This is a genomic window from Planktotalea arctica (assembly GCF_002105285.1).
Taxonomy (GTDB): domain Bacteria; phylum Pseudomonadota; class Alphaproteobacteria; order Rhodobacterales; family Rhodobacteraceae; genus Planktotalea; species Planktotalea arctica.
Genome location: NZ_MUHR01000006.1, coordinates 70,796 through 83,344, shown reverse-complemented (window position 1 = coordinate 83,344; position 12,549 = coordinate 70,796). Strand labels below are relative to the sequence as shown.

11 protein-coding genes are annotated in these 12,549 nt (G+C 58.7%); 9 read left to right on the top strand and 2 right to left on the bottom strand.

Annotated features, from left to right (window positions below):
* Positions 1-73: 73 nt before the first annotated feature.
* Positions 74-1,132: an ABC transporter ATP-binding protein gene (locus tag B9P63_RS07690; protein ID WP_085307985.1), complete on the bottom strand. Its 1,059-nt coding sequence runs from the start codon at positions 1,130-1,132 to the stop codon at positions 74-76.
* 5 nt (positions 1,133-1,137) lie between these two features.
* Positions 1,138-1,956, bottom strand: a complete 819-nt coding sequence (locus B9P63_RS07685) for an IclR family transcriptional regulator (protein WP_085308305.1) — start codon at positions 1,954-1,956, stop codon at positions 1,138-1,140.
* Between the two features lie 201 nt (positions 1,957-2,157).
* Between B9P63_RS07685 and B9P63_RS07680 the strand changes: the two genes are divergently transcribed.
* The 9 genes from B9P63_RS07680 (at position 2,158) to B9P63_RS07640 (ending at position 12,477) form a co-directional block, all read left to right on the top strand.
* Positions 2,158-3,423 (top strand): ABC transporter substrate-binding protein, encoded by a 1,266-nt coding sequence (locus B9P63_RS07680; RefSeq protein ID WP_085307984.1) that lies wholly within the window; start codon positions 2,158-2,160, stop codon positions 3,421-3,423.
* A 119-nt stretch (positions 3,424-3,542) separates the two neighbouring features.
* Positions 3,543-4,472, top strand: coding sequence for a carbohydrate ABC transporter permease (locus tag B9P63_RS07675; protein ID WP_085307983.1), 930 nt, complete (start codon positions 3,543-3,545; stop codon positions 4,470-4,472).
* Positions 4,472-5,320 carry a carbohydrate ABC transporter permease gene (locus tag B9P63_RS07670; RefSeq protein WP_085307982.1) on the top strand — a complete coding sequence of 283 codons (849 nt, stop codon included), beginning with the start codon at positions 4,472-4,474 and terminating at the stop codon, positions 5,318-5,320. The genes B9P63_RS07675 and B9P63_RS07670 overlap by 1 nt, the downstream gene beginning before the upstream one ends.
* Positions 5,321-7,402 carry an alpha-galactosidase gene (locus B9P63_RS07665; protein ID WP_085307981.1) on the top strand — a complete coding sequence of 694 codons (2,082 nt, stop codon included), beginning with the start codon at positions 5,321-5,323 and terminating at the stop codon, positions 7,400-7,402.
* Positions 7,403-7,463: 61 nt separating this feature from the next.
* Positions 7,464-8,228 (top strand): SDR family NAD(P)-dependent oxidoreductase, encoded by a 765-nt coding sequence (locus B9P63_RS07660; protein ID WP_085307980.1) that lies wholly within the window; start codon positions 7,464-7,466, stop codon positions 8,226-8,228.
* Positions 8,225-9,121 (top strand): 2-dehydro-3-deoxygalactonokinase, encoded by an 897-nt coding sequence (locus B9P63_RS07655; RefSeq protein ID WP_085307979.1) that lies wholly within the window; start codon positions 8,225-8,227, stop codon positions 9,119-9,121. Before B9P63_RS07660 ends, B9P63_RS07655 begins: the two co-directional genes overlap by 4 nt.
* Before the next feature lie 13 nt (positions 9,122-9,134).
* Complete coding sequence (locus tag B9P63_RS07650) at positions 9,135-9,764, top strand: 2-dehydro-3-deoxy-6-phosphogalactonate aldolase (RefSeq protein WP_085307978.1); 630 nt, start codon at positions 9,135-9,137, stop codon at positions 9,762-9,764.
* A complete protein-coding gene (locus B9P63_RS07645; protein WP_085307977.1) occupies positions 9,761-10,594 on the top strand; it encodes an SMP-30/gluconolactonase/LRE family protein in 834 nt (277 codons plus the stop codon). The genes B9P63_RS07650 and B9P63_RS07645 overlap by 4 nt, the downstream gene beginning before the upstream one ends.
* Positions 10,591-12,477: a beta-galactosidase gene (locus B9P63_RS07640; protein WP_085307976.1), complete on the top strand. Its 1,887-nt coding sequence runs from the start codon at positions 10,591-10,593 to the stop codon at positions 12,475-12,477. Before B9P63_RS07645 ends, B9P63_RS07640 begins: the two co-directional genes overlap by 4 nt.
* Positions 12,478-12,549: the final 72 nt, after the last annotated feature.

Sequence of the window (12,549 nt, the reverse complement as noted above, 5' to 3'; positions counted from 1 at the left end):
TCTCTAAATACCTTGGGGGGTTCGGGGGGCTAGCCCCCCGACCGGTCGGATCAGCAAAGCTGATCCGAAACCTTTAGCGGATACGCATCTCGCTATCGGCATCAAATACATACGAGCGGCTATGTTCAAAATTCAATCCAACAACATCACCCTCGTTTGAGCGAACATCACCGCGCTCTTCCACGATGATCCGCTCGCCCGTTTCAGCCACAAGGTAGGCATAGGAAATACCCCCAAGGCTCTCGGTCATATCTACTTTGAAGGCCTCTCCCGCAGGATCAATCACAAGATGCTCGGGGCGGATACCGTAGCTGACGCGCGTGCCGGCAAGCCCGCCAACTCCTGCCTCTACATCCATTTTCATCGCAGGCACGCTGACCACGCCGCCCTCGCCCAGAACGCCGTCCATAAAGTTCATCGCGGGCGAGCCGATAAAACCCGCCACAAATTTATTGTCGGGATCGCGATACAAATTCATCGGGCTGCCCACCTGCTCAATGATCCCGAGCCGCAGCACCACAATCTTGTCGGCCAGCGTCATCGCCTCGACCTGATCGTGGGTGACGTAAATCATCGTTGCGCCGATTTCCTTGTGCAGGCGCGCAATTTCGACGCGCATTTCCACGCGCAGCTCTGCGTCCAGATTGGACAAAGGCTCGTCGAACAAGAACACCTCGGGCCCGCGCACAATCGCGCGGCCGATGGATACACGCTGTCGCTGACCACCCGACAAGGCCGCAGGTTTGCGATCCAAGTAAGGCTCCAGCTTCAGAATGCGCGTGGCCTCGGCGACTTTTTCCTTGATCACGTCCTTCGGGAAACCGTTCATCTTGAGGCCAAAGCCCATGTTATCGCGCACGGTCATATGCGGATAAAGCGCATAGGTCTGGAACACCATCGCCACGCCACGCTGCGAGGGATCTTCGCGCGTCACATCGCGATTTCCAATATTGATCTGTCCGTCCGTGGTTTCCTCAAGCCCCGCCACCATGCGCAGCAAAGTCGACTTGCCACAGCCCGACGGGCCAACAAAAACGCAGAACTCACCATCGTCAACTTCCAGATCAATCCCATGGATCACCTGCACGTCACCATATTTCTTAATGACCTTGTTCAGCGTCACTCCAGACATAAGCCCTACCCCTTTGCCGCCTGAGCGGATTGCATGTTTGATTGATCGGGAAAGCGCCAGCTTTCCGCTTCGCACGCGATAGCGAAGGCTGCGCGAAGAATACGCGGCACCAGCGCTTCAAGCGCGGCCAGATTGGTGCGCTGCGTCGAACTGGTGACAGAAAGCGCACCAAGGACACGGCCCTGCGCCGTTAGAATCGGGATCGCAGCGCAGATGATGTTCGGCTCATGCTCTTCACGGTCGAACCCATACCCGTTGGTGCGGATATCCATAAGCTCTGCGCGCAAGGCCTGCTCGCTGGCAAGCGTATATTCGGTGAACACATGAAAACTCTGCTGCGCAATGACTGCTGCCAGATGCTCTGGCTCGAGATAGGCCATCATCGCCTTGCCCACGCCTGTGCAATAGGCGGGGCCAACCTTGCCAGCTTGCGAATACATCTCGATCGGCTGCCCCGGAACAATCTTGTCCACATAGAGCACCTGAGCATTATCAAGCTGCGCAAGGTGCACAGTCTCGCCCACCTCCTGCGCCAGCGCATCAATATGCGGGCGCGCAATCGGTGCTAGGGACGACTGCTGCCAAGCAGAATGTGCCAACCGAACCAGGCGAATCCCCGGCGCATAGGTCTGGCGATCGGGATCGTAGCTTAGCATTCCTTGCGAGGTAAGCGTCTGGATAAAGCGATACACAGTCGCCTTGGGAAACGGGGCCCGCTCCAACACATCGGAAAAGCGCACAGGCCTGCCAAAGGACGCCACGAGATCAAGTATCTCCAGCGCTTTACCAACTGTTCCATCGCTCTTACCACGATCTTGAGACATTGCTTCGCCCTCCCAAGCGAGCATCAAGAGCCCGCGCAATTGCTGCGCTGCCGCATGTGATGCCTGTTGACAAGCCTAGCCTGTTCGCGATTTAGTATCAATATCCAAAACCAAGTTTCACATATTGGAACTTGAAAGACGACAGGGCGACGCCAAACCGCGCGCCCCGTCCGACACAGGAAAGCATCTAGGGAGGAAACCATGCGTTCCATTATCAAAGCGTCCGTTGCGACGCTTGCTGCCACAACAATCCTTGCAGGCGCTGCATTTGCAGACAGCCACGGCATGAAACTATCGGGCGAGCTGAACATCACATCGGACATGTCCAACCCTGCGCCACGCGCAGTAATGGAAGGCCTTGCGGCGCAGTTCGACGAAATGCACCCCGATTTGACGGTCAACCTGACGATCGTTGACCGCGAAGCTTGGAAAACACAGATTCGCAACTCGCTCAGCGCCAACGCGCCTGACGTTGTGAACTGGTACGCGGCCAACCGCATGGGCCCATATGTAAACGCGGGTCTGTTTGAAGATGTGTCCGACGTTTGGGCGGATGAGGCCCTTGCCGGTCTTGCATCGACCAAAGGCGCGATGACGATCGATGGCAAACAGTGGGGCGTTCCGTACACCTACTACCAGTGGGGCATCTACTACCGCGAAGACATCTTCAAAGAGCTGGGCCTGTCCGAGCCCACAACCTTTGACGAAGAAATGACCAACTGCCAGGTCATCCTCGATTCTGGCCGCAAGTGCTACACAATCGGCTCCAAGTTCCTTTGGACGGCCGGCGGTTGGTTCGACTACATGAACATGCGCACAAACGGTTTTGATTTCCACATGCAGCTCGCACAGGGCGAAGTTGAGTGGACAGACGAGCGCGTGCGCGAAACATTCGCAAACTGGCGCAAGCTGATCGACATGGGCGCGTTCATCGACGATCACCAGAACTATTCCTGGCAGGAAGCGCTTCCCTTCATGCTCAAGGGCGAAGCAACAGCTTACCTGATGGGTAACTTCGCAGTCGCGCCTATGCGTGAAGGCGGCCTGACAGATGACCAGTTGGGCTTTTATCAGTTCCCACTGATCGCGGACGTAGCGCAGGGTGAAGATGCTCCAACGGACACATTCCACATCCCGTCCGGCGCATCCAACAAAGATGCGGCCAAAGCCTTCCTCAAGTTCGTTGTGTCGCCGGACGTTCAGTCCGACATCAACGGCGGCGACAAGCTGGGCCAACTTCCCGTGAACGCGAACTCCACAGTTGCGGACGACAAGTTCATCAAGAAGGGCTTTGATATGCTGTCCAACAATGCCACTGGCGGCGTTGCACAGTTCTTTGACCGTGACTTCCCTGCGGAAATGGCGTCAGCCGGCATGGAAGGCCTGCAAGAGTTCATGGTGTTCCCGGACAATCTGGACGACATCCTTGCGCGCCTCGAAGAGACACGTGCGCGCGTCTATAAGTAAGCCCTAGCGCTCTTACTTCGGCCCCTCCCACGTTGCTGGGTGGGGCCACAAACGCCCCGCCTATCCGCAAGCTCTTTCCTGAAGTGTTTTCGAATATGCGCCCTCGCAGGAGATGCCCTATGTCTGCCCCCGCTCCGTCCAATCGCAGTTGGTACAAACGCAATGAGATCGCAGTCACCCCTTGGCTGTTTCTCATTCCCGGCATCGCGTTCTTTGCGCTTTATGTGATCATGCCGATCTTTCAGAGCTTCTGGATCAGTTTCCATGAATGGGATGGATTAGGTGAAAAAACCTATGTTGGCACGGCGCATTATGAACGCCTGTTCGGCATAGGCGATCAGAATATGGATCGCAAATTCGAAACCTCGTTCTGGAACAACCTCAAATGGCTGGTTCTCTATCTACTCGCCATCCCCATGGGTCTGTTCATCGCGTTGTTCCTCAATCAAACCGTGCGCGGCATTCGCATTTATAAGTCCTTGTTTTTCTTTCCCTTCGTGATCAGCCAAGTTGTCGTCGGTCTCGTTTTCTCGTGGTTCTACCTGCCACGCGAGGGCCTGCTGAATGCGGTTCTGGGCTTTTTCAACCTCGGCTCCATCAACATCCTTGGCGATCCGACTTTAGCAACCTATGGCATCATCGCGGCAGGCCTTTGGCCGCAAACCGCCTACTGCATGATCCTCTACCTCACGGGCCTGAACGCCGTGGACCCTGAGCAGGTCGAGGCTGCGCGCCTGGACGGCGCAAAGGGCTGGAAGATGCTCTGGTACGTGATCCTACCGCAACTCAAACCCGCGACATTCATCGCCTTCGTCGTGACTATCATTGGCGCGCTGCGTAGCTTCGATCTGATCTCCATCATGACCAACGGGGGACCGTTCGGATCAACCCGCGTGCTGTCATTCTACATGTTCGAGGAAAGCCTGTCTGAATTCGGATTCCGCATGGGCTATGGCTCTGCAATCGCCACTGTTCTCTTCTTCATTATGCTCGGCTTCATCGTCTACTTCTTGTACTCGATGTGGCGCGACGAAAAGGAGGCACGCTGATGTTTCCCACCCCTATCGCAAAACGCTCGCGCAGCTGGCAGTTGACCTATCAAAGCCTGTTGCCCGTCGCGCTCATCGTCTGGCTTTTGCCGCTTATCGCAGTTGCGGTCTTTTCGATCCGGCCCGATAGCGATTTCACCAATGGCAACTATTGGGGCATGCCCAGCAGCTTTAATTTCTTCGAAAACTACGGCAAGGTTTTCTTTGAAAGCGATATGCCGCGCTACCTGTTGAACTCCGTATTCATCACGATCCCCACGGTGCTTGGCACCATCGCGCTCTCGGCGATGACGGGCTTCGCCCTCGGCATTTACCGGTTCAGGGGCAACCTTTTGATTTTCTTCATGTTTATCGCGGGTAACTTTGTGCCGTTCCAAATCCTCATGGTGCCTGTGCGCGACCTTACGGTAAACATGAACCTCTATGACACGAAAACGGGCCTGATCCTGTTTCACATCGCCTTCCAGACCGGCTTTTGCACCCTCTTCATGCGCAACTTCATCCGCGCGCTGCCGTTTCCTTTGATCGAAGCCGCCCGCGTCGAGGGTGTGCGCGAATGGCAAATTTTCCCCTACGTCGTTCTGCCCTTGATGAAGCCTGCCCTTGCGGCGCTCGCGGTGCTGATCTTCACCTTCATCTGGAATGATTATTTCTGGGCCGTGGTTCTGACCCAAGGCCCAGATGCCCAGCCTGTGACCGCTGGTATCACCGCCTTCAACTCGCAATACCGCGCGGCGTATCACCTTATGAGCGCAGGCTCGATCGTCGCCGCCCTTCCCCCTGTTTTGATGTTCTTTCTCATGCAGAAACACTTCATCGCAGGCCTTACCCTAGGTGCCGTAAAATAAATGCAACACTGGAGATTAGATTGTAGCCGCCAGACCCTCGTGCTGGCCGCCACAGGCGCGCGTTTGCCGCAAGTGGTCTATTGGGGCGCGCCTTTGCCTGTGACTGAGGATCTCGCGACAATCCACGCAGCCCACACGATTGACGTGACCGGCGGGATGCTCGACGAAAATCCCGATCTAAGCATATGCCCCGAAGCGTCGCGCACCTTTCCCGGTCAGCCGGGCATGATTATCCGCTCGCAGAATGGTACGCCCTTGCTACCAAAGTTCTGCTATGAGAGTGACACCGTCAGCGAAACCGGCCTGACGCTCATCTACCGCGACGAAGCCCATGGTCTGCGCTACACAGCGACCTTCCAAATCGAACCGATCACGCATATCATCACGACCCAAGCGATCCTCGACGCAGACGCGCCGATCCATCTGCACTGGCTCTCAGCCCCCGTCTTCCCTGCCTCGCAGCAAAGCGCGGAGATGATTGATTTTTCGGGCCGGTGGTGCGGTGAATTCCAGCTCAATCGCACCGCATGGTCCCCCGGCATCCGCATGCGCGAGAACCGCACAGGGCGCACAGGGCACGAACATTTTCCCGCGCTAATCGTGCCCGAACACGGTGCGACCAACACGATCGGCGCGGCGCACGCGTATCACTACGGCTGGTCGGGTGGTCATAAAATGATCGCCGAAGAACTGCCCGATGGACGCCGTCAAATCCAGTTCGGCCATGCACCGCGTGTTGAGGCGGACGCTTCCACGCGTTTCACCTCAGCGCCGCTTTACGCTGTCTATTCCTCTGATGGCCTAAATGGCTGCGCGGTGTCGTACCAGCGCCATTTGCGCGATCATATCGTGACCTTCCCGAAAGCCGATCGCCCCCGCCCCGTGCATTACAATTGCTGGGAAGCGGTCTATTTCGATCACAAGCTCGACGTGCTCAGGGACATCGCAGATCGCGCTGCCGATCTTGGCGCAGAGCGCTTTGTGCTGGATGACGGCTGGTTCGGTCAGCGCGATGACGACACCACGTCGCTGTCGGATTGGGCGGTCGATCCGCGCAAATACCCCGATGGACTTGGCCCGCTGATTGATCACGTCCATTCAAAAGACATGAGCTTCGGCATCTGGTTCGAGCCGGAAATGATCAACCCCGACAGCGATCTGCACCGCGCCCACCCTGATTGGGCCTTGGGCGGCGAGGATCAAACGCTGGGCCGCCAGCAAAAAGCGCTGAACATGGCGCTGCCGGAAGTGCGCGATTTCATCTATGGGCGCATGGCCGCGATCCTCTCCGAGTATCCCATCGACTACATTAAATGGGATCACAACCGCGTCCTGCCCGCACCTGATGCGGCGCAAACCCGCGGCTCTTATGCGCTGATCGACCGGTTGCGCGCAGATTTCCCAATGGTCGAGATTGAAAGCTGCGCCTCGGGCGGCGGACGTATCGACTTTGGCATTCTCGCACGGACCCAGCGCGTTTGGCTGTCCGATTCCAACGATGCACTAGAGCGACTGCGCATGCAGCATGATGCGGCTCTGTTCCTGCCAATGGTTGTCACGGGCTCTCATGTCGGCCCGCGCCACTGCCACACATCGGGTCGCACGCTCGACATTTCCTTGCGCGCATGGGTCGCGGCGCAGCGCCACATGGGTTTCGAGATGGACCCACGCGAGCTAACTCCACATGAAACAAGCGTCCTCAAAGAGGTCACGCAGTGGTGGAAAAGCAACCGCCACTGGCTGGAGCGCGCTGATATCCTGCGCCTTGATAGCGCTGATCCCGCAGTCGTTGCAGAGCAGCAACTCGCCGAGGACAACACGCGCTTTGTTGTGTTCGCAGGCAAAGCCGCCACATCAAGCCAGATCCTGCCGCGCCCGCTGCGCCTCACGCGCCTCGACCCGAACGCCCAATACGAAATCAACCTGCTCAACAAAACAACCGCTCCCACCCTCTCGCGCGGTGCGCCTGTCCTAAAAGAGCAATCCATCACCGTCTCGGGCAACTACCTGATGCACCAAGGCCTGACCTTGCCCTGGCACTTTCCCGACACCATGTGGGTGATCGAGGGGCGCAAACTATGAGACTTCATCTTGCCAAAAAACTCCCGCCGGAGGCACCTGAAACCTGCAAGGAGCGCACCCAATGACCGCATCTTTCCCGGAACTGAAAAACGCCTCTGTCTACATCACAGGCGGCGGCAGCGGCATTGGCGCCGCCCTCACCGAGGGCTTTCTTGCGCAAGGCGCTAAGGTTGCTTTCGTGGGCCGCTCGGACTCAACAGAATTCTGCGATGCTATGGAGGCAAAATACGCCAATCGCCCACATTTCATGCAATGTGACATCACCGATATCACCCGTCTCAAAGCCACCATGGATGAAACGGCCGAACTGCACGGCTCGATCACCACACTGATCAACAACGCGGCCAACGACAAGCGTCACGCGATGGCTGAAATAGACGAGGATTTCTACACATGGATGATGGATATCAACTTCAAGGCCTATGTCTTCGCCTGCCAACATGCCGCCCCGATGATGGCGCAGGCCGGGGGCGGCTCGATCATCAATTTCACCTCGATTTCCTATATGATCGGCAATGCGGGCTATCCGCTTTATACGGCTGCAAACTCTGCGATCAACGGCTTGACCCGCTCGCTCGCGCGTGAATTCGGGGCGGACAAGATCCGCGTCAACGCGCTCGCGCCAGGCTGGGTTCTGACGCAAAAACAACTAGATATGTGGGTGACCGAGGACGGACTTGCCGCGCATCTCGAGCGCCAATGCCTCAAGGACCCACTCGCACCTGCGGATATCGTCGGCGGCACACTGTTTCTCGCCTCCGACCTCAGCCGTGCGATGACGGGCCAATCTTTGGTCATCGACGGCGGCGTGGCGGTGAGCGGATGAGCGCGATTTCACCAGACTGGATCGCTGTTGATTGGGGCACGTCGAACCTGCGGGTCTATGCGATGACGCGGGGCGGCGAGGCGTTGCAAACACGCACATCCGATCAGGGCATGGCCACCCTCACGCCCGATATGTACGAGCCGACCCTGCGCGCGCTCATCGCCGATTGGACACTGCCGACACCCTGCACCGTGATCGCCTGTGGCATGCTCGGCTCGCGTCAGGGCTGGCAGGAAGCGCCCTATCGCAGCGCGCCCTGCCAAGCCATAACCCGAGCCCCCGTGCGCGTTCAGAACTGCAGCGCGGACCTTGCCGTCTGGCTGGTTCCGGGGGTCAAACAGAATGAGCCCGCCGATGTCATGCGCGGCGAGGAAACCCAGATCGCCGGATTTCTGGCGCTGAACCCTGATTGGGACGGCGTGATCTGCCTGCCCGGCACCCACTCCAAATGGGTCCATGTCAGCGCGGGCGAAATCGTGAGCTTTCGCACATTTATGACGGGCGAATTGTTCGCAGTGCTCTCGCAAAACACAGTTCTGCGCCACTCGCTCGGAGGGCCGGATTGGGACGATAGCGCCTTTGAAGCCGCCCTGTCCAAGACGCTTTCGCGCCCTGAAAATCTCACAAGCGCGTTGTTTTCACTGCGCGCCGCCGATCTGCTGCATGGCCAGAGCAAAGGCAACGCCAATGCGCAGTTGTCCGGCGCACTGATCGGCGCAGAGCTGGCGGCGGCCAAACCCTATTGGCTGGGCCAGCGCATCGTCATCATCGGCGATGACCGCCTCTGTGATCTTTATGATTTTGCATTGATGCGCCAAGGCCTTAAACTGGAACGAAGCGACGCAGGCGCGATCACGCTCGCAGGTCTCAGCGCCGCCTACACCTCACTATGACGGAGCATATTTCATGAGCAGACCTCTCATAGCCATCCTGCGCGGCGTCACCCCGCCCGACGCCACCGATATCGCCGCCGCCTTGATCGAAGCCGGAATCACCCGCATCGAAGTGCCGATGAATTCTCCCGCAGCTTTGAAATCGATCGAAGCGATGGCGAAAGCCTACGGCGACGTCGCTTTGATCGGCGCAGGCACCGTATTGACGGTGGAAACCGTGATCGACGTGGCCAAGGCGGGGGGCAAGCTGATCGTCTCGCCCAATGCCAACACGCAAGTGATCGCCGCGACCAAACTGGCGGGACTTGATAGCTTTCCCGGCGTCATGACCCCGACCGAGTGCTTTGATGCGCTTGGCGCAGGCGCCGATGGCTTGAAGATTTTCCCGGCCTCTCTCTTGGGCGTCGAGGGCTTGAAAGCAATCCGCGCCGTGCTTCCCGCGCAGACCCAAGTCTACGCTGTCGGCGGCGCGGATCACACTAATTTCGCACATTGGATCGCGGCAAGCGCGGATGGTTTCGGCATCGGCTCTGCGCTCTACAAACCCGGCTTCAGCGTGCGCGACGTCGCCGCGCGCGCGCGCATGATGGTGCAGGCCTATGATGCGGCAATAGACGGGTCAACTGGCGGGGTGGGCGCATGATTTACGACGATCGCCCCTGCTCGCTTGGCGAAGGCCCGCTGTGGCATCCGCTGCGCCGCGAGTTGTTCTGGTTCGACATCAATGCGCGCACGCTCCACAGCAAGGCGCAAAGCTGGACCTTCGATCTAAGCGTCTCTGCCGCAGGCTGGATCGACGCGCAGACCTTGCTGATCGCCTCCGAAGTGGGGCTGCATCTGTTCGAAATCGCCAGCGGGACGCTCTCCGCTCCGCGCGTCATGATCGAAGAAGGCAACCGCGTCACCCGCTCCAATGACGGACGCGCCGACCCTTGGGGCGGCTTCTGGATCGGCACGATGGGATATAACGCAGAGGCGGGCGCAGGCGCGATCTACCGCTTTTTTGGCGGCGAGCTTCGCAAGCTGGTGGCCGATGTGACCATTTCCAACGCGATCTGTTTCACCCCTGATCGCACCTATGCACATTTCACCGACACGGTGACCAAACAGATCATGCGCATACCGCTCGATCCAGACACCGGCTGGCCCGGTGGCGCAGCCGAGGTCTGGCTTGATCTGAACGCAGCAGGCCTGTCCCCGGACGGCGCAATCATAGACGCAAGCGGCACATTTTGGGTCGCGCTTTGGGGCGCGGGCTGCGTCAACACCTACGGCGCGGACAGCGCCCTGATCGCCAGTCATAAGGTCGGGGGGGTGCACGCGACCTGCCCCGCATTTGGCGGCGATGATCTGGGTGATCTGTTCGTGACCAGCGCAAGCGAGGGCATCACTGGCGCACTCGGCGAAAACGGCATGACCTTTTGCCTCGAGCGCGTCGGCACAGGTCAACAAGAGCATCAGGTGATCCTATGAAACGTGCGCTAGGCGTCTGCTACTACCCCGAACACTGGCCAGAAGACCGCTGGACGATAGACGCCGCGCAGATGGTCGAGGCGGGCCTTACATGGGTGCGCATCGGTGAATTCGCGTGGTCACGCTTGGAGCCTACGCCGGGTGATCTGCACCTCGACTGGCTGGACCGCGCGATCGACGTGCTGGGTGCTGCGGGTTTGCAAGTGATCATCGGCACGCCTACCGCAACGCCGCCCCGCTGGATGCTGGACAAGCACCCCGACATGCTTGCCCATGACGAACAGGGCCGCCCGCGCGGCTTCGGCTCACGCCGTCATTACTGCTTCTCTCACGTGGGTTATCTGGATGAGTGCCGCCGCATCACGCGCATTTTGGCAGAGCGGTTCGGCGCCAATCCATACGTCACCGCATGGCAGACCGATAATGAATACGGCTGCCACGAAACCACAGTCAGCTATTCCCATGCGGCAACACGCGCGTTTCAGGATTGGTGCGCGCAAACCTATCAAAGCACGGACGCGTTGAACCGCGCATGGGGCAACATCTTCTGGTCGATGGAGTATGATCGCTTCGATCAAATCGCACTTCCAAACCTTACCGTGACAGAGCCGAACCCGGCCCATGTGCTCGCATTCAGGCGATTTTCCTCGGACCAGGTGGTACGCTTCAATCGCGCGCAAACGGACATTCTGCGGCAGCACACGGATGCGCCGCTTATTCACAATTACATGGGCCGCGTCACGGATTTTGATCACTACGCGGTGGGCGCCGATCTCGATATTGCGTCTTGGGACAGCTACCCTATTGGCTTCCTCTCGGACCGGCTTGAGGCCACGCCCGAACATAAAGCGCGCTACTTGCGTCAGGGCGATCCAGATATGCAAGCCTTTCATCACGACCTCTACCGCGCAGTCGGCCGGGGCCGTTGGTGGGTGATGGAGCAACAACCCGGCCCCGTGAACTGGGCCCCCTACAACCCCGCGCCCCTACCCGGCATGGCGCGCCTTTGGGCGTGGGAAGCCTTTGCCCATGGCGCAGAGGCCGTGCTGTATTTCCGCTGGCGCCAAGCGCCCTTTGCACAGGAACAAATGCACGCCGGGCTTTTGCGCCCGGACGCGCAGCCTGCCCCGGCACTGGCCGAAGCACGCCAGGTCGCTGATGAACTCGCAGCGCTGCCAGAGGTTGGAACCGCGCGCGCGCGCACGGCGCTCATCTTTGATTACGCCTCTTGCTGGGCATGGGAGGCGCAGCCGCAGGGCGCTGATTTCAATATGTTCCGCTTGGCGTTTGAAACCTACCGCGCCGCGCGCAGACTCGGGCTTTCGCTCGATATCATTGCGCCCGATGCGGATCTTAGCGATTATGACCTCGTTCTCGCGCCCGGTCTTTTGGAAACGCCTGAAACCATTGAAAACTACACAGGCACCGCCCTGATCGGCCCGCGCACAGGCTCCAAAACCGCTGAAATGAACATCCCGCTGCCGATGGGGCCAAATATCCCTGGTTTCGACTGCAAAGCCGTGCGGGTCGAAAGCCTGCCACCAACGGCGCGCATCGAGCTGGAGAACGGCGGCGCGTTCCTGCACTGGTTTGAGGGATTAGTGGGCAACGCAGAGGTCGCGCTCAAAACCAAGTCCGGCGCGCCCGCGATCATGCGCGCGAATGGCTTGCACTACATCGCAGGTTGGCCCGAGGCAGACACCTATGTCGATATTTTGGAAAAACTGGCACAAGATGCCAAAATCGAGATAACCCGTCTCCCCGATGGCCTGCGCCTGCGCGATACCGAGACGCATCGTTTCTGGTTTAACTACGCACCAGACACGATCATATTCCAAGGCAAAACAATAAAAGCCGCCGCTCTTCTGATCGAACCGCTTTAGCCTTCCTCTTTCCAGAAATATCGTAGGGGGTCTGGGGGACAAGTCCCCCAGCCTGTCGGAGCGGCCAAGGCC